Source organism: Sorangium sp. KYC3313 (genome assembly GCF_052075895.1).
In the GTDB taxonomy this organism is placed as follows: domain Bacteria; phylum Myxococcota_A; class Polyangia; order Polyangiales; family Polyangiaceae; genus Sorangium; species Sorangium cellulosum_B.
This window is the reverse complement of record NZ_CP197255.1, coordinates 4,818,237-4,840,091: the sequence shown is the minus strand read 5'-3', so window position 1 is coordinate 4,840,091 and position 21,855 is coordinate 4,818,237. Positions and strand designations below refer to the sequence as shown.

General features: G+C 72.5%; 15 protein-coding genes and 1 other RNA gene. 7 read left to right on the top strand and 9 right to left on the bottom strand.

The window, feature by feature from the left end:
* Positions 1-4: 4 nt before the first annotated feature.
* The 3 genes from ACSRUE_RS18980 to ACSRUE_RS18970 form a co-directional block, all read right to left on the bottom strand.
* A complete protein-coding gene (locus ACSRUE_RS18980) occupies positions 5-1,279 on the bottom strand; it encodes a FecR domain-containing protein (RefSeq protein WP_441292209.1) in 1,275 nt (424 codons plus the stop codon).
* Positions 1,276-2,217, bottom strand: coding sequence for an RNA polymerase sigma factor (locus tag ACSRUE_RS18975; RefSeq protein WP_441292208.1), 942 nt, complete (start codon positions 2,215-2,217; stop codon positions 1,276-1,278). Before ACSRUE_RS18975 ends, ACSRUE_RS18980 begins: the two co-directional genes overlap by 4 nt.
* A 335-nt stretch (positions 2,218-2,552) precedes the next feature.
* Positions 2,553-2,990, bottom strand: coding sequence for a hypothetical protein (locus tag ACSRUE_RS18970; RefSeq protein WP_437765601.1), 438 nt, complete (start codon positions 2,988-2,990; stop codon positions 2,553-2,555).
* A 72-nt stretch (positions 2,991-3,062) separates the two neighbouring features.
* On the opposite strand from ACSRUE_RS18970, the gene ACSRUE_RS18965 reads away from it, so the two are divergent.
* The gene (locus ACSRUE_RS18965) at positions 3,063-3,914 is read left to right on the top strand and encodes a purine-nucleoside phosphorylase (protein ID WP_437765600.1); all 852 of its coding nucleotides are present in this window, start codon (positions 3,063-3,065) and stop codon (positions 3,912-3,914) included.
* The gene (locus ACSRUE_RS18960; RefSeq protein ID WP_441292207.1) at positions 3,911-4,375 is read left to right on the top strand and encodes a cytidine deaminase; all 465 of its coding nucleotides are present in this window, start codon (positions 3,911-3,913) and stop codon (positions 4,373-4,375) included. Before ACSRUE_RS18965 ends, ACSRUE_RS18960 begins: the two co-directional genes overlap by 4 nt.
* Positions 4,376-4,409: 34 nt before the next feature.
* Here the strand turns inward: ACSRUE_RS18960 and ACSRUE_RS18955 are convergent, their stop codons facing one another.
* Together ACSRUE_RS18955 and ACSRUE_RS18950 are read right to left on the bottom strand one after the other, a co-directional pair.
* Positions 4,410-7,574 carry a response regulator gene (locus ACSRUE_RS18955; protein ID WP_441292206.1) on the bottom strand — a complete coding sequence of 1,055 codons (3,165 nt, stop codon included), beginning with the start codon at positions 7,572-7,574 and terminating at the stop codon, positions 4,410-4,412.
* Positions 7,575-7,804: 230 nt separating this feature from the next.
* Positions 7,805-8,929 carry a 6-phosphofructokinase gene (locus ACSRUE_RS18950; RefSeq protein ID WP_441292205.1) on the bottom strand — a complete coding sequence of 375 codons (1,125 nt, stop codon included), beginning with the start codon at positions 8,927-8,929 and terminating at the stop codon, positions 7,805-7,807.
* 325 nt (positions 8,930-9,254) lie between these two features.
* On the opposite strand from ACSRUE_RS18950, the gene ACSRUE_RS18945 reads away from it, so the two are divergent.
* Entirely contained in the window at positions 9,255-10,484 is a 1,230-nt protein-coding gene (locus tag ACSRUE_RS18945; RefSeq protein WP_441292204.1) for a lysylphosphatidylglycerol synthase transmembrane domain-containing protein, read from the top strand.
* Positions 10,485-10,547: 63 nt separating this feature from the next.
* Here ACSRUE_RS18945 and ACSRUE_RS18940 read toward each other — a convergent pair whose 3' ends face one another.
* Positions 10,548-12,032 carry a Do family serine endopeptidase gene (locus ACSRUE_RS18940; protein WP_437765595.1) on the bottom strand — a complete coding sequence of 495 codons (1,485 nt, stop codon included), beginning with the start codon at positions 12,030-12,032 and terminating at the stop codon, positions 10,548-10,550.
* A 261-nt stretch (positions 12,033-12,293) separates the two neighbouring features.
* On the opposite strand from ACSRUE_RS18940, the gene proC reads away from it, so the two are divergent.
* Complete coding sequence (gene proC, locus ACSRUE_RS18935; RefSeq protein ID WP_441292203.1) at positions 12,294-13,151, top strand: pyrroline-5-carboxylate reductase; 858 nt, start codon at positions 12,294-12,296, stop codon at positions 13,149-13,151.
* Positions 13,152-13,340: 189 nt separating this feature from the next.
* Positions 13,341-13,776, top strand: an RNA gene (rnpB, locus tag ACSRUE_RS18930) — RNase P RNA component class A.
* A gap of 66 nt (positions 13,777-13,842) precedes the next feature.
* Here the strand turns inward: rnpB and ACSRUE_RS18925 are convergent.
* Positions 13,843-14,694: a sigma-70 family RNA polymerase sigma factor gene (locus ACSRUE_RS18925; RefSeq protein ID WP_012238497.1), complete on the bottom strand. Its 852-nt coding sequence runs from the start codon at positions 14,692-14,694 to the stop codon at positions 13,843-13,845.
* A 457-nt stretch (positions 14,695-15,151) separates the two neighbouring features.
* Positions 15,152-15,475, bottom strand: coding sequence for an iron-sulfur cluster insertion protein ErpA (gene erpA, locus ACSRUE_RS18920; protein ID WP_061620261.1), 324 nt, complete (start codon positions 15,473-15,475; stop codon positions 15,152-15,154).
* Positions 15,476-16,057: 582 nt separating this feature from the next.
* Here erpA and metH point away from each other — a divergent pair.
* Entirely contained in the window at positions 16,058-19,825 is a 3,768-nt protein-coding gene (metH, locus tag ACSRUE_RS18915; RefSeq protein WP_441292202.1) for a methionine synthase, read from the top strand.
* A gap of 117 nt (positions 19,826-19,942) precedes the next feature.
* Positions 19,943-20,749, top strand: a complete 807-nt coding sequence (locus ACSRUE_RS18910; RefSeq protein WP_441292201.1) for a class I SAM-dependent methyltransferase — start codon at positions 19,943-19,945, stop codon at positions 20,747-20,749.
* A gap of 204 nt (positions 20,750-20,953) precedes the next feature.
* On the opposite strand, the gene ACSRUE_RS18905 is transcribed toward ACSRUE_RS18910, so the two are convergent.
* A complete protein-coding gene (locus tag ACSRUE_RS18905; protein ID WP_441292200.1) occupies positions 20,954-21,778 on the bottom strand; it encodes a DUF3025 domain-containing protein in 825 nt (274 codons plus the stop codon).
* Positions 21,779-21,855 lie beyond the last annotated feature (77 nt).

The following is a 21,855-nucleotide window of genomic DNA, read 5'->3' as shown; positions in this document are numbered from 1 at the left end:
CCGCTCAGTCGTCGATGGTCAGGGGGATCTCGAGCTGCCTCGGGCCTCCCGCGAAGCGCCCTCGGTAGAGGCCCTGGGCGCAAGCCTGCAGCGCCGGCCGGAGCGGCGGGTTGAAGCGCAGGGCGGCGACGCTGCCGTCGGGGCGCACGGAGACGTGCAGCGTCGAGACGATCGACCGGCGGACCGAGGACCTGCCGCTCGCGCTCTCCCGCGCGAAGCAGCTCGACAGCAGCGACTGCGCGGAGGCCGGGGTGAGCGCCGTCGGGGCAGACGCCTCCTGCGCCTCCGGGACCGGCGGCGCGGCGACAGGCGGGGGCTCGGTCGTCAGCGGCGACAGCAGCGCAGTCGGCTCGGCGGCCGCAGAGGCGGCGGGCTCCTCCGCGCGAGCCACGACCGCCGGGGCCAGAACGGCTCCGCCCGGCGGACGCGCGCCGACGGCCGGCTGGGACAGAGCGGGCGCAGGCGCAGGCTCCGGCGACGCGACCGCGGCGGCGCCCTCCTGCGGCGCGAGGCGATCGAGGAGGCGCGCCTCGCGGCCGCCGTCGAGCGAGAAGGTGCCGCGCGACGGGCCGACGAGGAGGTGCGCGGTGGTCGCGCCGCGGTACGCCGCAGGGCCGACCGCGACGGAGCCGTGCTCCACGTCGACCTCCACGCGGCCCTCCAGACGGGTCACGGTGAAGAGCGTGCCGTGCACCGCGACGCGGGTGCCGTCCACCTCGACGGCGAACGCTTCGACGAGCCCCTCCTCGGGCGCGCGCGTGACGACGTCGGCGCGCACCGAGCCCCGCTCGAGCGAGATCACGTGGCCGACCCCTGCCGCGCCCACGGCGCGCACGACGGCGCGGCTGTCCGGCAGGAGCGTCCAGCGCACCGAGCCGACATCGACGAACGAGACCGCGTGGCCCGCGGACTCGACGGAGTCGCCAGGCCGGAGGGCGCGAAAGTCCAGGTCGCCGGACGCCCGGTCGCCGCCGGCCGCCGCGGGGACCTCGGCGAGATCGCGGGCACGCGGCGGCGTCGACGTCGCCGTGACGGGCGGGGCGGAGCGCCCGGCCGCGAGGACCGCGAACGCGATGGCCGCCGCCGCCGCCGCGAACCCGAGCGCGCGCCCGAGCGGCGAGCGCTGCGGCGGCGCGGCGCGGTGGACCGGAGCGGCCCGCTCGATCCGCGCGAACAGCTCGCGTTCGATGGTCTCCCAGCGCGGCTCGGGCGGCTGCTCGGCGCGGAGCAGCCGCTCCATGTGCTCGCGCGCCCGGTCGTAGTGCTTTGCGCCGCTCATGCGTCCTCCGCGTCGACAGCCGATGGATCCGCCGCGGGGTATCCCACGGCGGCGCCCCCCACGGAAACGCGCGCGCGCGCCGCTGCCGGCTCGGCGCCATCCGCCTTGTCCGCGCCGCCCTCGGCCAGCTCGGCGGCGAGCTGGGCGAGCGCGGGCTCGGCGCGCATCATCGCCTCGATCTCGCGGCGCGCATAGAACAGGCGCGTCCGCACCGTCAGCACCGGCGCGCCGACGATCTCCGCGATCTCGTTCGGCGGGATCCCCTCGAGCTCGTGCAGGACGTAGACGACCCGCTTCTTCTCGGGGAGGCGCTCCAGCACCCGCCGAAAGGCGTCGATCCTGCGGGCGCGAGCGGCGTCCTCGTCCGGGAGCATGCCGCGGTCCGCCTCGGTATCGACGCCGAGCTCGCCCACGAACACCGGCCGGCAGCGCGCAGCGCGCCGCGCCATCAGCACGGCATTGACCGTCACCCGGTGGAGCCACGTCGTGAACTTCGATTGTCCCCGGAAGTCACCCAGGCTCCGGTGCACCTGGATGAACACCTCCTGGATGACGTCCTCTGCGTCGGCGGTCGGCCCGAGCATCCTGAAGACGAGGCGCGCGACGTCGCGGCGGTAGCGGCGGAAGATCTCCGCGAACGCCGCCGGGTCGCCGCTCTGGAAGCGGCGGATCCACTCGCCCACGTCGTCGGGCTGAGCCACCTGCGGAAGCCTACCCGCCTCGTCGGCGCTCATGGAGCTCGACGGAGAGACGAGGAGCGCCAGACGACGAGAGCGGTCACCGCCCGCGAACGCGACATGGAGCGGCGCGTGGGCGTCTCTGGCAGCGCACTCGGGCAGCTCGTCGCCACGGCCGTCCGGCGCAGCCGTATCAGCCGGGAAGAACGACCGCGAGAGGTGCACCCACAGCGCCCCCGTCTCGACCGCCACGGTATGCACGGAGGGCTCTGATGCGCCGAGCCGCCGGATCATTCATGACGCCGCACGGCTGCTCTCCCAGGCGGCGGTTACGCCGAACGTAGAAAAGTTGTTCCTTGAGCCACATTGGCGCGACCTTTCGGCGCATGATCTTCATCGCCGTATCGCTGACCGTGGCCCTCGTCGCCGCCGACCTGCTCGATCTGGGCTCCCGCCGCCGCGAGCGTGTGTAGCGAGCGCTTCAGCCCCTGACAAAAAGGGGCCAGGCTGGAGCCCGCGCCGGCCTCAGGCCGACGCGCGCTCCAGCCGGGCGAGTCGAGGAGATCGCGGCGCCGTCCGGGTCGTCCCCGTCGGCTTCAGCCCGCGGCCTCGGCCCCCGCCGCGCCGCCCTTCTTGGGCAGCTCGAAGAGCGCCGACAGCTCGACCTTCTCCTGCTTCTTCTGCTCGAGGAGCCGGTTGACCGCGCGAAGCACGCGCGTCTTCGCGGGGCCGCTGATCGGCTTGCCCTGCAGCGCGGCGCTCAGCGTGCGGTCTGTCACGGGACGACCGCTGCGCGGCTTCTTGGCGCTGGACGCCTCCTTCTTCTTGGCAGCGTCCTCGCTGCCACGCGCCAGCCGCTTGATCAGGCGAATCGCCCGATCCTCCGGCTGCAGCCGTTCGATCTTCACCGACGCCGCGATGATGCGGCGGGGGTCGATCTTCTTTTCCTTCAAGAAATCTTCGATCTTGGTGCCCATCGTCGTCACTTGCCCCGAAAGGGCGGCGACCCTACCACGCGCGGCGCCGCCGTGCATCCGCGACGTTTACGCTGCGACGTTTACGCTGCGACGTTTACCCTTTGCGCCGCCCTGGGGTAGCTTGTCACGGTGACCCTCCTGCCTGAGCTCGACGAAGCCGCGCGCGTCATTCGCGAACGAATTCAAGCGCCTCCGCGCGTCGGTGTGGTGCTGGGATCAGGGCTCGGCGGCTGGGGCGACGAGCTCGCCGAGCTCGTGAAGGTGCCCTACGCGGACATCCCCGGCATGCCCCGGCCAGCCGTCGCCGGGCACCCCGGCTTCCTCTGCGCCGGCCGCGTCGGGGACGTGCAGGTCGCCTGCCTGCAGGGGCGCGCGCACCTCTACGAGGGGCACCCGCCGGCGAAGGTGGTGTTCGGCGTGCGGGTGCTCGCCCGGCTCGGCTGTCGCGCCGTTCTCCTGACCAACGCGGCCGGCGGCATCAACCCGGGGTTCGCCGCCGGTGATCTCATGCTGCTCACCGATCACCTGAACCTGATGGGAGCGAACCCGCTGGTCGGGCCGAACGACGAGGCGCTCGGCAAGCGCTTCCCCGACATGACCTACGCGCACGATCCCAGGCTGCTCGAGCTCGCGAGGACGGCGGCGAGCGACGCGGGCGTCGCCCTGCGCGAGGGGATCTACGCCGCGCTGCTCGGGCCGACGTACGAGACGCCCGCCGAGATCCGGATGCTGCGCACGCTCGGGGCCGATGCGGTCGGGATGAGCACGGTCCCGGAGATCATCGCGCTCAGGCACATGGGCGTGCCGGCCGCGGCCATCTCGTGCGTCACGAACCTCGCCGCGGGGCTGACCAAGCGCGAGCTCGACCACAAGGAGGTCGAGGAGACCGCCCGGGAGGCGCGCGCCCGGTTCACGGCGCTGCTCTCGGCGTGGGTCCGCCGCGTCGGCGCCGACGTCGCGGCCGGGAGCTCGGCGTCGTGAGCCGCCCTCCGCGCGACGCCGGCGACGCGCTCGCCTCGGATGAGGCGGCGCAGGCGATCGACTGGGACGCGCTCGACCAGGCCGCCCTCGCCGTCCGGACGCGGGCGCACGCGCCGTACTCCAGCTACCGGGTGGGCGCGGCGATCCTCGTGCGATCCGGCCGCGTGTTCACCGGCTGCAACGTCGAGAACGCCTCGTACGGGCTCACCATCTGCGCGGAGCGCTCCGCCATCGTGCAGATGGTCGCGGCCGGCGAGCGCGATCCGATCGCGCTCACCGTCGCCACCAGCGGGCCCGTGCTCGGCAGCCCGTGCGGGATGTGCAGGCAGACCCTCGCCGAGTTCGCTGTGGATTTCCCGATCCGCCTCATCGCCGCCGAGGCCGGCGGCGTGGCGCCGCGGACCACCTCGCTGTCGGCGCTGCTCCCCGAGGCGTTCGGGGCGGCCGCGCTCTCGCGCTGATCGCCCCGAGCGCCCTCCAGGGAGGACCGAGGGCTCACTCGAGCGAGAGCGCCTCGGCCTGATCGATCTGCGACAGCGCCGCGGCGAGCGCCTCCCGCGCGCGCTCGAGCGAGACGCGGTCCTCACCCCATTTCGAGCGCGCCTTCTGCAGGCGGGCGCGCTCGACGGCCAGCTGCTCGGTGAGCTGCTCGCCGTGCGCCCGCAGGGCGTCGCGCTCCTCGGTCCGCTGCGAGAGCTGAGCGCCGAGCTCGCTCCCGCGCCGGTCGGCCTCCGCGAGCCGGCCCTGGAGCGCCTCGATGGATTGCGCCCGCTCGGCGAGCTCGCCCAGCAAGCGCTCGCGCTCCGCGGCAGCCGCGGAGAGCTCGCCCGCGCGCTGCTCCAGCTGCCGATCGAGCTCCTGCGTCCGGGCCTCGAGGTCCGCGATCTGGCCGCGCGCTTGCCCGAGCTCCGTGGAGAGCCCGCGGGCGACCTCGTCCAGCTCACGCCGCTGCGCCGCCCAGGCGGCCTCCCGCTCGGCGGTCTCGGCCTGGTGCGCCGCGCGCGTGTCGGCGAGCGCCTGCGCGTGCGCGGCCTCGAGCTGCGCCTGCCGCTCGGCGGCGCCCGCCTCGAGCTCTGCCACGCGCTTCGCGTGGGCCTGCTCGGCGTCGCGGACGGCCTGCTCGCGCTCCTCGATGAGCTCGCGCTCCCGCGCCGCGAGCTGCGTTGCGAAGCCCTCGCGCGCGGCCGCGAGCGCCCTCGCGTGCTCCTCCGTCTGCTGCGCGATCGCCCGCGCATGCTCCTCGGCCTGCCCCTCGAGGGCGCGCGCGTGCTCGGTCTGGAGGCGCTCCAGCGCGCCCGCGTGCTCGCGATCCCGCCGTCCGATCTCGTCCGCGTGCTCGCTCCGGAGCCCCTCGACGGCGCTCGCGTGCTCGCCCCGCAGCGACTCCAGCGCGGACGCATGCGCGGCCTGCTGCTTCTCGATCGCGGCGGCGTGCTCGTCGCGCGCCCCCTGGAGCGCGGCGGCGTGCTCCGCCTGGGCGCGCTCCAGGGCGGCGGCGTGCTCGCTTCGCGCCGTGTCCAGCGCAGCGGCGTGCTCCCGCTCGCGCCGCTCCGTCGCGGCTTCGTGCTCGCGTCGCAGCGCCTCGACGGCGGCCTCGTGCTCGCGCCTCGACGCGTCGAGCGCCCCGGCGTGCTCGGCCCGCAGCCCCTCCATGGCGGCGGCGTGCTCGGATTTCGCCCCCTCCGCCGCCGCCGCGTGCTCGGCCCGGAGGCGGTCCAGCGCCGTGGCGTGCTCGCCGGTCAGCTTCTCGATGGCGGCGCGGTGCTCGGCGGCCTGCTGCTCGCGCCGGGCGGCGTGCTCGGCGTTGAGCCGCTCCACCTCCGCCCGGTGCCCCGCGGCCGCCTGCTCGAAGCGCTCGCGCTCCGCCTGCGCGCTCTCCTCGAGCTCGCGCTGCGCCGAGGCCTCGACGGCGGCGATCGCTTGCGTCTTCTCGTCCGCCGCCGCGCGCAGCGCCTCCGTGTGCGCCGCCTCCGCGTCCATCAGCGCCTGCCTGGCCGACGAGAGATCGGCGTCGCGGGCCGCGATCTGCCCCTGCAGCTTCTCCGAGCGCGCCTTGAAGTCGTCCGCGCGCTTCGCGGCGAGCTCCTTGTCTGCGCGGAGCGACGCGACCTGCCCGTCGAGATCCTCGCTCGCGCGCTCGAGCTCCAGGATCCTGTCGACCTGGTCGGCCTTCTCCCGCTCGAGCGACAGCGACTGATCCCGGAGCTCCAGCAGCTCCTTGTCCTTGCGCGACATCTGGTCGCGGAGCGCGAGGATCTCTTTGTCCTTCTTGTTCAGCGCCTCGCGCAGATCCAGGAAGTCGCGGCTCGACACGCCGCCGGGCCTGGAGCCGGTGCCGGTGCCGGACGCGAGCTTCACCTTGAGCTCGTCGAGCTCGCGCCGCAGGCGGGCGGCCTCCTGGCTGCCGTCGTTCGCCGAGGAGAGCTCGCCCTCGAGGCGGAGCGAGGTCGCGCGCGCAGCCGCGACTTCCTTGGTGAGGCGGACGATCTCTCCCTTGGACCTGTCCAGCTCGCCACGCAGACGCTCGAGCTCGGCCGCGTCGGCGTCGGAGCGATGCGGCGCGGGCGGCGCAGGGGTCAGCCGCCCGCGCTCGGAGATCGGAGCCCGGTACGCGGCCCCGCGCTCGGAGATCGGAGCCCGGTACGCGGCCCCGCGCTCGGAGACCGGAGCCCGGTACGCGGCGACCGGCGACGAGCTCACGGGCGGCGGCGCCGAGGCAGGCACGGGCGTCTTCGTGGGCGCCAGCGTCCGAGACGACGGCGCGACCGAGGGCCTGACGTCGGTGCGCTCCTCCTCCTCGTCGCGGATCAGCCGGGTGAACGCGCCGCCGATGAACTCCTCGATGTCCTCGTCCGACTTGCGGGCGTCCGAGCGTGCCGCGGCGCCCTGCGGGGGCCTCGGCGGAGCTGACGCCCGAGCGCGATCCTGCGCAGCGGCGGCAGGGGGCGCCGACGGCACGGCGGGCGGTGTGCCGGCAGGCGGCGGCACCGCGGACGTCGGCCTCGGCGCGGGGGGCGGAGGCGCCGCGGACAGCGGCCTCGGCGCGGGGGGCGGCGGCACCGCGGACGGCATGGCGGCTCCGGCAGGCGGCGGCGCCGCGGACGGCGGCCTCGGCACCGGCGGTGGGACCGACGGCGCAGCGGCGTGCGGAGGCGCGGCGCTCCCGGGCGTGCCGTCCGAGCCCACGGCGGCCGTGATGATCGTGGGATCGCCGGAGTCCTCGTCGATGTCGGCCTCGAGCACCTCGGCCTCGTCGATCATGATCGGATCGGCCTCGGCGTCGTCCCCGTCGATCGGGACGTAGTTGCGGATGTGCTCGAGGAGCTCGCCGAACGCGATCGGCTTGTGAATGTAGTCCTCCGCGCGCGTCCTGAGCTTGCGGTGCTGCTCGAACGTCTCTTCGCTCGACTCGCTCGACATGATGACGAGCGGGACGTCCTTGAGCTGCACGTCCTTCTTGAGCTTGTTGCAGACCGAGAAGCCGTTCATGCGCGGCAGCTCGATCGACAGCAGGATGAGGTCGGGGCGCTCGGCCGCGGCCGCCTGCAGGCCGACGTTGCCGTCGTCGACCACCTGAACGGTGCAGCCGAGGCGGCCCAATTCCGTGCGGAGCTCCCCGGCAAACGCCGGATCGCTCTCAAATACGAGGACTTTCGTCATGTTCCGGGGTGTGCGCGGGTTCGGAGGGGAAACCAAGATATCGGCCCCCTTCAACGAGTGTCAAACACGAGGCTGGCGGCGCAGCTCAGATCGCGCGGCCGCCGTCCGCCCGCCAATCCTGCCGGCGGGGCGCCGAGCGGAAATCGCCCGGCCCGGGGGCGACACCGCACAATCCTACATAACGCTTGCCGAGGAGCAGGGAGCCAGCGGAAGACCCGCGCGCTCGCCGATCAGGGCGCGACGAAGTGGCCGGGCGCCTCGTCTCCGAAGCACAGCCCCATCTCACGGGCCGTGACGACCGTGTCCGAGTCGAGCGGCACCGTCTTCGTCTTGCCGGCGACCTCCTCGAGGGGGACGAGCTCGATCCGGTTCGATCGCAGCGCCACCATCCCGCTGCCGCAGTCCTCGACGAGGCAGCGCGCCGCGGCCGCGCCGAAGCGGAGGGCGAGCAAGCGATCCGCCGTCGTGGGTCCGCCGCCCCGCTGGAGGTGGCCGAGCACCATCGAGCGCGCTTCCTTGCCGGTGCGGGCCGCGAGCTCCTTGGCCACGCGCTCGGCCACGCCCCCGAGCACGGCGGTGCGGCGGAACGCGTCGCCCGCGTCCTTGATGATCAGCTCACCGCCTTGCGCGTACGCCCCCTCGGCCGCCACGACGATGGAGAAGCGGCGCCCGCGCGACTCCCGCAGGCGGATCTTCTCGGCGATCGCCTCGAACCGGAACGGGATCTCCGGCATCAGGATGGCGTCGGCTCCGCCGGCGATCCCGGCGTTGAGCGCGATCCAGCCCGCGTGCCGCCCCATCACCTCCACGACCATGATCCGCTCGTGCGCCTCGGTCGTGGTGTGGAGCCGGTCGAGCGCCTCGGTCGCGATGGAGACCGCCGTGTCGAAGCCGAACGTGAGGTCCGTGCAGCAGACGTCGTTGTCGATCGTCTTCGGTACGCCGATGACGAGGGGCAGCCCGCGCTGGAGCAGCTGGTGCGCGATCCACATGGATCCGTCTCCGCCCACCGAGATGAGCGCGTCGAACCCCTCCGCGCGAAACCGCCGCACGAGATCCTCAGATCGATCCCGGGGGACGAGCCCGTGCTCGCCAGGCGTCGGGTAGTGGAACGGGTCGCCGCGGTTCGCGGTGCCCAGGATGGTGCCCCCGAGGTGCGCGATGCCCCGGACCCGCTCGCGATCGAGGCGGATGAGCCCGTCCGGAGCGTCGTCGAGCAACCCGCGGTACCCTTGCCGGATCCCCCAGACCTCCCAGCCACGCTCGAGCGCGCCGAGCGTGGCCGCGCGGATCACAGCATTGAGCCCCGGCGCGTCGCCTCCGCCGGTACTGATAGCGATCTTTCGTGCCGCCATGAGGCTCGCAGCATCGCGAGCCGCCCCCGGCGACGCAATAGGCATCTCCTCGACCTGGCCTCGAAAGGCCCGGATGCGCGTGACGATCCGGCGGAGCGACGGCGGCGGACGGCGGCGAAAGCGGCGCGCTGGATGAGCCCGGGGAGCGCGGCGAGCGAGGAGCGCCTGCGCGAAGCGGCCTTCGCACCCGGCGCGCGTGCGCCGTGTGGTCGGGGCCGCCACGGGAGGGGTGTCGATCCGGAGGAGCGCAGGCATGACGGTCGCGAGCGCCGGCGGCAGGGTATAGGGGCGTGCGCATGCGATCACCCCGGCTGCGTGCCCCTGTATGAACCGCGCTACCCTGATCCGAGGCATCCAGGTCATCGTCACGCTCACGCTCGCGTCGTTCGCTTACGTCCTCTACAGCGAGATCCACGACAAGCAGGCGAGCCTCGCCGCCGCGTTCGCGCACGTGCGCCCGGGCTGGCTGCTCGTCGGCGCCGTGCTGGCGCTGCAGGAGGGCGTGTTCGGAGGCCTCAGGATCTGGACCCTCGGGCGCGTCCTCTGGCCCGAGCTCCGCGTCCGCACCGCGGTGACCTCGGAGTTCGTGCTGATGTTCTGCGCCGGGGTGACCCCCGGGCAGGCCGGCGCGGCGCCGTCGCAGGCCGCCGTGCTCGTGCACGGCGGTATGCGGCTCGTCGACGTGGCCACGGCGGAGCTGCTCACCGCCTCGTGCACGATCACCTTCTTCCTCCTGTCTGCCGTGGTCATCTTCGTGCTGCAGCAGAACGGGATGCTGGTCGTGCAGGCGGGCCCGCAGATCGAGTGGCTGCTCCTCTTCACCGTCGCGATGTTCGGCTCGGCCCTCGTCGCGCTCATCGCGGCGGCGGCGTACCCGCCCCTCCTCAAGGGGATCGTCCGCGCGCTGTCGGTGCCGCTCGGGAAGCTCCTGCGCGCCGCCCTGCTGGGCGCCCGGCGCGTGCCCCGGCTGCGGGCCCGCGCCGAGGCCGCGCTCGCCGCCCCCGGCGCCACGACCGCGCGCCTGCTGCTGGGCGTGGACGAGTTCCACCACGGCTTCCGCATCTACATGCGCCGCGGCAAGCGCGCCTACGCCGCCGCGCTGCTGCTCACGTTCGGCTTCTTCTGCTCGCGGTTCGCCGTCGCCTACTTCATCCTGCTCGGGCTCGGCATTCCGACCTCGCCCTCGACGTTCGTCTCGGTGGGCCCGCCGATCGTGCAGGTCGTCCTGATCCAGACGCTGCTCAACTTCGCGCTCTACATGACCCCCACGCCCGGCGCGAGCGGCGTCGCCGAGCTCGGCTCGAACGCGCTCATGTCGCCCTGGGTCCACGGCGCGTTCGTGGTGCCGTACGTCGTCCTCTGGCGGGTGCTCACCCTGTTCCTCTGCATGTTCGTCGGGGGGGTCTACGTCTTCCGCTACCTCGGCACCGACGTGCTCGAGGAGCGCGTCAAGCAGACGGAGGCGGAGAAGCGCGCGCTCGCGGAGGCGGCGCGCGCCGGGAGGGCGCCGCTAGACGGGGAGGACACCACCGACCGGCAGCAAGGCGTGGGGTGACGCGGGAACGGGGTCGGGGCGGCTGGCGCAGGCCGGCTCGCGCCAGCCGCGCCCGGCGCAGGATCAGCGCGCGGAGATCGGCACGGCCGCGAACTGGACGAGCTTCCCACGCCGCACCTTGAGGAGGGCGACGGACCCGTCCTTGAGCTTGGCGATGGCCGCCCGGAGGCCGGCGACGTCCTTCACCGGGGCGCCGTTCACCTCGAGGATCACGTCGCCCACCTCGATCTCCTGGACCTTGCTGCCCGAGGCGAACCCGTCGACCCGCACCCCGCCGCCCTGGGCCTCGGAGACCTGGATGCCGAGCTTCTCGGCGCTCAGCTGGCGCTCGGGCCGGGCGCCCTGGCTCGGCCGCGCGCGGCCCGCCGCGTCGCCCTCCTCGTCCTGGAGCGCGTCCAGCTTGGCCACGACCTGTTGCTGCTTCTGGGCGCGCACCAGCGTCACCGCGATCTCCGAGCCGGGCGCGTTGCGCGCCACGTTGCGCCGCAGCTCCTCGGCGTGGTGGATGGGGACGCCGTTCACGTTCACGATCACGTCGCCCGGCTTGATGCCGGCGCGCGCGGCCGCGCCGCCCGGCTCGACCTCGGCGACGAGCGCGCCCCGGGGCCCGTCGAGCTGGAGCGCCGCGGCGAGATCGCGCGTGACGGGCTGGAACAGGAGGCCGAGCTTGCCGCGCTCGACGAAGCCCTTCTCGCGGAGCTGCGGGAGCACATCCTTCAGCGCGTCGATCGGGATCGCGAAGCCGATCCCGTTCGCGCCCGCCCGGATCGCGGTGTTGATGCCCACGACCTCGCCCCGCCAGTTGAACAGCGGGCCGCCGCTGTTGCCCGGGTTGATCGACGCGTCGGTCTGGATGAAGTCGTCGTACGGCCCCGCGCCGATCGCCCGCGCCTTCGCGCTGACGATGCCGAGCGTGACCGTGTGGCCGAGCCCGAAGGGGTTGCCGACCGCGAGCACGTGCTCGCCGACCCGCAGCTGCTCGCTCGCCCCGAGCGGCGCCACAGGCAGGCCGCTCGCGCCCTTCAGGCGGAGGAGCGCGAGATCGAGCTTGGGATCGCGGCCGACGACCTCGGCCTCGAACTCCCGCTCGTCGGCGAGCCGCACGCGGACGCCGGAGGCGTCGTGGATGACGTGCTCGTTCGTCACGACGTAGCCGCTCGGGTCGATGATGAAGCCGGTCCCGAGCGCCGTCTGCGTCGGCTGCTGGCCCCGCGGGTTGAGCCGTCCGCCGCCTTGCGGGCCGAAGAAGAACTGGAAGGGGTCGAGCCCTTCGGGCCCCTTGACCTCATGCGTCGTCGTGATGTTGACGACCATCGGCTTGACCCGCTCTGACAGGGCGGCGACATCGAAGGTGGCCGGCACCGGCGCCGTCGTCGGCGGGAGCGTCACGGTCGCGACCGGCGGCGTCGCGGCCTGCGGCGAGGCGGCGGCCTGGGTGGAAGGAGGCGTGGCGTGGGCCTGTTGACCGCAGCCGCCGAGGGCCAGCCCCGCTGCCGTGAGCAGCGCGAGGACCGAAGTGCGAGGGCGATAGAAAACCGCTTGAATCATGAAATCTCCGTCGGGCAGTCGAAGGGTCCCGTCCTGCCATCGACGAACATGGGACCGACTGCGTTCATTCCGCCGCACCAATAACGCCGCAGGCTCGGCTGACAAGGGCGCTCGCCTCGGTCCGGGCGAGCGGGCCCCGCGCCTGTCTGCACGTCCACGGCGGCACGCGCGGCACGCAGCCGCGCGGCGGTGTCCGTCGAGATTTGAGCCGCATGCTCGGCAAGGCTGCTAGGGTGCGCGCTCCTGGAAGCGAGGCGAGCGATGGCGAGCGATGAGGGTCTGCTGCGAGGGCGCAAGATCGGGTTTCTTGGCGGCGGAAACATGGCGGAGGCGCTCATCCGCGGCCTCGTCCAGGGAGGCGCCGTGGGCGCGGAGCAGATCCGCGCGAGCGATCTCAAGAGCGAGCGGCTCTCCTTTCTCCACGGGCGCTACGGCATCGAGACCACCGAGGACAACGACGCGCTCTGCCGGTGGGCCGACGTCCTCGTCATCGCCGTCAAGCCGCAGGTCGTCGATCGCATCCTCGCCCCCATCTCGTCGGGGCTCGGCCGCTCGGACGTCGTGATCTCGGTGGCGGCCGGCGTGCCGATCGACGCCATCGAGGCGCGCCTGCCCGAGGGAGCGCGCGTCATCCGCAGCATGCCGAACACCGCGGCGATCGCGCTCGCCGGCGCCACGGCGATCGCCGCCGGGAGCCACGCCACGAGCGAGGACGTCGAGATCGCGCGGACCCTGTTCCAGGCGGTCGGCCGCGTCGTCGTGCTCGACGAGTCGCTGCTCGACGCGGTGACCGGCCTGTCGGGCAGCGGCCCCGCCTACGTCATGCTGATGATCGAGGCGCTCGCGGACGGCGGCGTGAAGGTCGGCCTCGGCCGGGACGCGGCGCTGCTGCTCGCCGCGCAGACGGTGTACGGCGCCGCCAAGCTCCAGCTCGAGACCGGCGAGCACCCTGGCCGCCTGAAGGACATGGTGACGAGCCCCGGCGGCACGGCCATCGCGGGGCTCCACACGCTGGAGGCTGGCGGCCTCCGCCGCACCTTGATCGACGCGGTCGAGGCGGCGTCCAACCGCTCGGCGGAGCTCGGCGCCCAGATGGCGCAGAAGCTCCGCCGCACCTGAACCCGACAAGGAGCGGGCCTGTCCCCGAATGCTGACCACGAGCAGGGGAGCCGCCGCGCCGCGCGCAGTGTCACCGCCGGAGCTTGGCGTTGAAAGTACAAGGCGGGACACTCCATCGCATGCAGTCGCGCCCGTTCTCCGACCTCAGGTGTTGGCGTTCGGCCGACTCTTGACTATGTTCGCCGCGTCGCAGCGGGACAGGCGATCGCCGGCGGACGGGGAAACCCGGCCGCGGGAGGAAAGTCCGAGCTCCGCAGGGCAGGGTGCCGGGTAACGCCCGGTGAGAGCGATCTCGAGGAAAGTGCAACAGAGAACAGACCGCCGCGCCGCGCGCTTCGCGAGGGCAACGAGCCTCCGCTGGCTCGCCGCGCGGCAAGGGTGAAACGGCGGGGTAAGAGCCCACCGCGCCCTTGGCAACAAGGGCGGCACGGCAAACCCCACCTGGAGCAAGGCCGCGTAGGGAGGCGTCCGCGACGGCGACAGCCGCCGCGGCAAGGGTTGCCCGCCCCAGGCCTCCGGGTTGGCTGCTTGAGGCGCGCGGCGACGCGCGTCCTAGAGGAATGATCGCCGGCGCGAGGGGGGCGACTCCCCGCGCAACAGAACTCGGCTTACGTCTCCTGCGACCACGAAGCTCCGCCCCGGCGGGGCTTCGTGCTTTTGTGCTCGCCCGCCGCTCACCTGTGGCAAGTCGCTACGCCGCCAGCGGCTGAAGGCGGTCGCGCAGCTTCTTCTTGGCGCGCGCCTCGAGCTGCCGAGCCCGCTCGCGCGATACGCCCAGGCGGCGCCCGATCTCGGCGAGCGACAGCTCCTCCTCGGGATCCGCCATCATCCGGGTCTCGACGATGTACCGCTCGCGCGGATCCAGGTTCTCCACCGCCTGCGTCAGCCGCTCCCGGAGCAGGGCCCCCTCCTCCGCGCGCGAGAAGCGCTCCTCCTGGTCCTGATCGTCCGCGGGCAGCGTGTCGACCAGCGACCGGGCGCCGTCCTCGAACACCTTCGTGTCGAGCGAGACATCCCGGGCCTCCAGCCGGTGAGCCATCTCCAGCACCTTCTCCGCGGGCGCGCCGAACTTCTCGGCCAGCAGGCGATCCCCCTCCTCCCCCTCGCCCACGAGGCCCGCGATGCGCGCCCGCTCCCGCCGCAGCCGGAAGAACATCTTCGAGCGGAGCGGGCCCGAGCCGACGCCGACCAGGCTCCAGGAGTGGATGACGTGGTTCAGGATGTACGCCCGGATCCAGTAGGCCGCGTAGGTCACGAAGCGGTTTCCGCGGTCCGGGTCGTACTTGCGGATCGCGTGGACGATCCCGAAGTTCCCCTCGGCGATGAGGTCGGCGAGCGGGATCCCGTAACGCCGGTAGCTGATCGCTATCGAGACAACATGCCTCAGGTTTGCGAGCGCGAGCGCGGCTGCGGCCTGCTCGTCGCCATGGTCCCGCCACCGTCGAGCGAGCTCGACTTCTTCCTCGCGCGACAGCTCCGGGATCTGCCGAACATGCGTGATGTAGCGCGAAACCGCGCTGGCCTGATCTCGGGACGTTTGCACAGGGTTTCCTTCGAGGTCCGAAGACCCCGGTTCGGTTGGTGAGGCCGGCCGACGCCGGACCCCGTCTCCTGCTGTCGAGGTCGGCCGGGGCCGGACCTCGATCGCGTTGATCGCTTCGCCGGCACTTGCCGCCGACGTGGTTGGTTCGAGATTCCGAAGAGAGCAGCCCACCCAGGCTGCGATGCAGCTGGCATGCCGCCCCGGGCGGGCAGCTTGTACACCATGGCTGCGAAGCGCTGGCGCACGCGCCTCAGGCGCGCCCGGGCGAAGGACGAGCCAAACCGAAGGCGCTAGAGAGCCAGGAGGGCCGCGATGCTCCGGGCAGACGCGCTCACGCGGCCCGTGTGCATCTCGCGTAGGCCGCTCGAGAGACGAGCGGCGCGAGCCAGGACGGGAAGCGAAGCCCGCGAAGAGAGCGGGCCCCCGATCAGACGGAATCTGACGGAAACGAACGGAATCAGACGGAGAACGAGGAGCCGCAGCCGCAGGTGCTCTTCACCGACGGGTTGCTGAACTTGAAGCCCGAGCCGTGGAGGCCCTCCACGTAATCAATCTCCGTCCCGTCCAGGTACTGGAAGCTCAGCGGGTCGATGTAGAGCTTGATTCCCCTGTCCTCGAACTCCTCGTCGAACTCCGTCGGCTTGTCCTCGAAGTAGAGGTCGTACGAGAAGCCGGCGCACCCACCGCCCACGACGCGCAGGCGCAACCCCTGCCCCAGCAGCTCCTCCGCTGTCGCGATCTCCATCACCTTCTCGGCTGCCTTCTCTGTGATCGTGATCATCCTGGAATCTCCTCTGCGTGCTTTGTCGGCGGGGGACGGCAGGTCCTGTCTCGAGGGGCGCTCGCCCGCAGCAAGGCGAACCATGCGGTGAGCCCGGCCGGCCGTGCCCTGGGGTGGGGTGCTCAGGGCTCGCCAAAGATACGCACCTTCAGCGATGTCCGCCAGTGCCTCAGCCGGAGCGGCATCAGGCGGCGCCCTGGCCACCCGTTTGTCCAGGGATGAGCACGAGCTCGCCGTTCGCCCCGCGCGCGCCCTGCTGCCGTGGGCCCAGACGCGAGCACCCGGCCGCTCATCCAGCAGCATCGCGCAGTGGGCACAGATGAGCCCGCCGCAGGGACCGCCGCCGTCGCCCGCTCGCAGCCGACGCTTGACGCCGGCTGGCAGGCCCGGCAGGCTTCAATCTGTTAATCCGGATTAAGAGATCAATTTCTCGGTCCCCACCGCCGCGCGGGACCGGCCTCGACGGCCCTCCGGACCGCGAGCCGGGCGAGGGCGGGCCCCGGGCCGCCCGGCCCTCGCAGCAGAACGGCTGCCCTGCGGCCGCAGCGCCCACGGAAAGAAGCCCAGGAGATGAGCAGAGCCATGAACGGAAGCGAACGCCCCGCGCGCCTCGAGGAGATCCTCGAACACCGGATCCTGTGCCTCGACGGCGCGATGGGCACGATGATCCAGCGCTACCGCCTGGGCGAGGCCGACTACCGCGGCGAGCGCTTCCGCGATCATGCGATCGACCTCAAGGGCAACAGCGATCTCCTCGTGCTGACGAGGCCGGACGTCGTCTCCGAGATCCACGGCGCGTACCTCGACGCCGGCGCCGACATCATCGAGACGAACACCTTCACGGGCACCTCGATCGCCCAGGCCGACTACCGGCTCGAGTCGCTCGCCTACGAGATCAACCTGACCGCGGCCCGGATCGCCCGGAAGGCGGCCGACGCGTGGACGGCGCGCACGCCCGGCAAGCCGCGCTTCGTCGCGGGCGCGATGGGGCCGACGCCGAAGACGCTGTCGATCTCGCCGAGCGTGAGCGACCCGTCGTTCCGCGCCGTCGGCTTCGACGAGCTGCGGCGGGCGTTCGCGGAGCAGGTGCGCGGGCTCGTCGACGGGGGGGTCGACGTGATCCTCGCGGAGACGTTCCTCGACACGCTGAACATGAAGGCGTGCCTCGTCGCGATGGAGGAGGTCTTCGCGGAGAAGGGGCGGCGCCTGCCCATCCTGCTCAGCGTGACGATCACCGACAGGAGCGGCAGGACGCTCTCCGGCCAGACGATCGACGCCTTCTGGACGAGCGTGGAGCACGCGAGCCCGCTCAGCGTCGGCCTCAACTGCGCCCTCGGCGCGAGCGACATGCGGCCCTACCTCGTGGATCTCGCGAAGCTCGCCCGGGCGCGGGTGAGCTGCTACCCGAACGCGGGTCTCCCCAACGCGTTCGGCGAGTACGACGAGCTCCCGGAGACGACGTCGCGGCTGCTCGCGGAGTTCGCGGAGAGCGGGCTCGTGAACATCGTCGGCGGCTGCTGCGGGACGACGCCGGATCACATCCGCGCGATCGCCCGGGCGACGGCGGAGCTGCGGCCGAGGCCCGTGCCCGCGGAGCGCGACGGCTTCGGGCGCTTCGCCGGCCTGGAGACGCTCGTCATCCGGCCCGACACGAACTTCCTGATGATCGGCGAGCGGACCAACGTGACCGGCTCGGCCCGGTTCATGGAGCTCATCAAGAAGGGCGACTTCACGACCGCGCTGGAGGTGGCGCTCGATCAGGTGCGCGGCGGGGCGAACCTCCTCGACGTGAACATGGACGAGGGCATGCTCGACTCCGAGCAGGCGATGACGACCTTCCTGAACCTCGTCGCCACCGAGCCCGAGATCGCCCGCATCCCGATCATGGTCGACAGCTCGAGGTGGTCGGTCATCGAGGCGGGGCTCAAGTGCATCCAGGGCAAGGGGATCGTCAACTCGATCAGCCTCAAGGAGGGGCCGGAGGACTTCCTCGAGAAGGCGCGCGCCGTGCGGCGCTACGGGGCGGGGGTCGTGGTGATGGCCTTCGACGAGATCGGCCAGGCCGAGACGGTGGAGCGCAAGGTCGCGATCTGCCAGCGCGCGTACAGGCTGCTCACCGAGGAGGCGGGCTTCGATCCGCAGGACATCGTCTTCGACCCGAACATCCTCGCGATCGCGACCGGCATCGAGGAGCACGGCGACTTCGCGAAGAACTTCATCGAGGCGACGCGGATCATCAAGGCGACGTGCCCGGGGGCGCGCGTGAGCGGCGGCGTGTCGAACCTGTCGTTCTCGTTCCGCGGGAACAACGTCGTCCGCGAGGCGATGCACTCGGCCTTCCTGTTCCACGCGATCCGGGCCGGAATGGACATGGGCATCGTGAACGCGGGGCAGCTCGCGGTCTACGAGGACATCCCGAGGGACCTGCTCGAGCGGGTGGAGGACGTCCTCTTCAACCGGCGCCCGGACGCGACCGAGCGGCTCGTCGAGCTCGCCGAGCAGGTGAAGGGCAAGGGCAAGAAGAAGGAGCTCGACCTCGCCTGGCGCGACGGCCCGGTCGAGGAGCGGCTGTCGCACGCGCTCGTGAGGGGGCTCGTCGACTTCATCGAGGCGGACGTGGAGGAGGCGCGGAGGAAGTACGAGAGGCCGCTCTCCATCATCGAGGGGCCGCTGATGGACGGGATGAAGGTCGTCGGCGAGCTGTTCGGCGCCGGGAAGATGTTCCTGCCGCAGGTGGTGAAGAGCGCCCGCGTGATGAAGCGCGCCGTCGCGCACCTGCTGCCGTTCATGGAGGCCGAGAAGGCCGCCGGGGGCTCGTCGTCGCAGGGGAAGATCGTGATGGCGACCGTGAAGGGCGACGTGCACGACATCGGCAAGAACATCGTGGGCGTGGTGCTCGGGTGCAACAACTACGAGGTGATCGACCTCGGCGTGATGGTGCACCAGGACAGGATCCTGGAGGCGGCGCTGCGCGAGGAGGCCGACATGATCGGGCTGAGCGGCCTCATCACGCCGTCGCTCGACGAGATGGTCAGCGTGGCGCGCGAGATGGAGCGGCGCGGAATCCGGCTGCCGCTGCTCATCGGCGGGGCGACGACGAGCCGGCAGCACACGGCGGTGAAGATCGCGCCGGAGTTCAGCGGGACGGTGGTGCACGTGCTCGACGCGTCGCGGGCCGTGGGCGTGGTGTCGAGCCTGCTCGATCGGGCGAACCGGCCGGCCTTCGACGCGCAGAACCGGGAGGAGCAGGCCCGGCTGCGCGAGCTCTTCGCGAGGAAGCGGGCGAAGCCGCTCGTGACGCTCGCGGCGGCGGACAGGGGGCGGCTCGAGATCGCATGGCGGCCGGAGGACATCGCGAGGCCGTCGTTCACGGGGCGCCGCGTGGTGGAGGCGCCGCTCGCGGAGGTCGCGAGGTACATCGACTGGACGTTCTTCTTCACCGCGTGGGAGCTCAGGGGGCCGTTCCCGCAGATCCTGGAGCACCCGCAGTACGGCGAGGCGGCGCGCGAGCTGTTCGATCACGCGCAGAAGGTGCTGCAGCGGATCATCGATGGCCGGTTGCTCACGGCGCGAGGCGTCTACGGCTTCTGGCCGGCGAGCGGCGAGCAGCGGGACATCGTGCTCTACGCGGACGACGCGAGGGAGCGGGAGCTGCTCCGGTTCAACATGCTGCGCCAGCAGCAGGTGAAGGGGCAGGGCGGCGCCGAGGAGGACGGAGACGGCGGCGACAAGGCCGCGGGCGGGGTGAGGCCGCACCTGTCGCTGGCCGACTTCGTGGCGCCGCGGGAGCGCGGGCTCGCCGACCACGTCGGCGCATTCGCGGTGACGGCGGGGCTCGGGCTCGACGAGATCGTGCGCGCGTACGAGAAGGACAAGGACGACTACAGCGCGATCATCGCGAAGGCGCTGGCGGACCGGCTCGCGGAGGCGTTCGCCGAGCTGCTCCACGAGCGGGCGCGCAAGGACTGGGGGTACGGCGCGGGAGAGGCGCTGACGAGCGAGGAGCTCATCGAGGAGAAGTACCGGGGGATCCGGCCGGCGTTCGGGTACCCGGCGTGCCCGGATCACACCGAGAAGCGCAAGCTGTTCGCGCTGCTCGACGCGCCGTCGGTCGGCATCGAGCTGACGGAGAGCTGCGCGATGACGCCGGCGGCGAGCGTCAGCGGCGTCTACCTGGCGCACCCGAAGGCGCGGTATTTCATGGTGGGGCGCCTCGGCAGGGATCAGGTCGCGGACTACGCGAAGCGCAAGGGGATGACGGTCGAGGAGGTGGAACGGTGGCTGTCGCCGAACCTGGGGTATGACCCGAAGGCGGCTGTCGAGGAGGTGAGCGCCGTCGTGGCGGCGTGACGGCGGGCGGAAGCGGCGATGAGGCCAGCGGCGCACGCTCCAGCCCAGGGGCGGCGCCCGAGCGCGGCGGAGATCCGACGCGGCCCGCGCGACGGACGTCGTGATAACAAGTTCCTCATGTCCGAAGCCGACTGGTTTGCGCTGAACCGCGCCGCCTGGAACGCGCGCACCCGCGTGCACATGGCGTCCAAATTCTACGATCTGGCCTCGTTCCGGGCCGGCGCCAGCTCTCTCAAGCCGATCGAGCTCGAGCAGGTCGGCGACGTGAGCGGAAAGACGCTCCTCCACCTGCAGTGCCATTTCGGGCAGGACACGCTCTCCTGGGCGCGGCTGGGCGCCCGCGCCACCGGGCTGGACCTCTCCGACGAGGCCGTCACGGCGGCGCGCGCGCTGGCGAAGGAGCTCTCGGTGGACGCGCGCTTCGTCGAGGCCAACGTCTACGACGCCCCCGCGGCCCTCGGCGGCGAGACGTTCGATGTCGTCTTCACCTCGTACGGCGTCCTCGGGTGGCTCCCGGACATGACCCGCTGGGCGCGCGCGGCCGCGGCGTGCCTGAAGCCCGGGGGCGTCCTGCACCTCGTCGAGTTCCACCCCCTCGTGTGGACCTTCGACGATGCATTCGAGCAGATCGCCTATGCCTACGACGGACACGGGGAGCCGATCGTCACCGAGGAGACAGGCACGTACGCCGACAGGAGCGCGCCCGTGAGGCTGAAGGAGGTCGGCTTCAACCACGGGATCGGGACGGTGGTGTCGGCGCTCCTCGACGCGGGCCTCACGCTGGAGCGCCTGCGCGAGCTCGACTGGTCCCCCTACGACATCTTTCCGGACATGGTGGAAGGACCACCAGGGCAGTTCCGCATGAAGAAGTTCGAGCGCCGGCTGCCGCTCGTCTATGCGCTGGCGGCGCGGCGGCGGCCCTGAGAGCGGCGCGCGCCCCTCGCACGCTCAGGGCGCGGTCGCTCCCCCCGCGGCGCCGCGTGGGACATCCGCGAGCCACGGCCGGAGCGACCAGGAAGAGAAGCGCTTGCTGCCGATAACCAGGTGGAGCTCGGGGGCGCTCACGTTTCGTCTCCTTGTTTCGTCGGGTCTTGCGGGGCGCGACACGGGCGCTCCCGTCACTCGCCATCACGGGCACAGGACGCGCTCGTCCAGGGGGAGGCGCGGGCTGCGCTCCGGGCGCGCGAAGCTGTCGGGCGACCGCAGCACGTCGCCGAGGCGCGCGTCGGCCAGCGCCACGAGTGCGGCAGGCGCGGCGGGCAGCGGCCCGTCGCACGGGATGGGCTGCACCATCGCGTGGACCATCGGGCCGCGCTGGAGGAGGCTCTCGTACAGCGCGTGGCCGAAGACGAGCGCCGCGGCCTCGCCCCGCTGCACGGCGTCCCGCACCTCGCCGGCGCAGCGCTCCAGATCGGAGGCATCGCCGAGGAGGGGCGCCTCGCGCGCGTTGTCGTAGAGCAGCAGGAGCCCGCCCTCGTCGAGGAGCGCGAGCCCGTCCAACTCGCGCGTGCGCGCCGGAGGGAGCGCCTCCGCGCCCGGATCGATGCGCGCGGCGATCGCCCGGTGCTGGCGCGCGTGGAGCTCCGCCTTCGCGCGCGGGAAGGCGGCCCACACCAGCATGTTGAGGAAGTCGTGCCAGTTGCTCGGACGCGTGGGCACGCGGCCCTCGACGTGGATGCGCGCGTCGTAGAGCGCCGAGGGGTCGACGGGCCCGCGCCGCCCGCGCCGGCGAGGCCGCGGCTGTTGCTCCGCAAAGCGCACGGGGAACCCCTCGCCGAGCGCCCGGTTGTAGTCCTCGACCGGCGGCCAGCCGGCGCACCCCGCGAACGCCTCGGCCAGGGGGCGGATCGGCCAGTAGAGCCGGCTCTTCTCGTAGAAGAGCGGCTCCCAGGGAACGGGGGTGCTCCCTGGCGCGCCGCTCGGGTGCGGCGCAGCTCGGCCGGCGGCGCTCACGCGGCGCAGCGTAGGTGCAGCGCGGCGGGAGCTCAAGCCGCGCGCAAGGCGGCGCCGGGACGCGCCGAGCGCGAGGC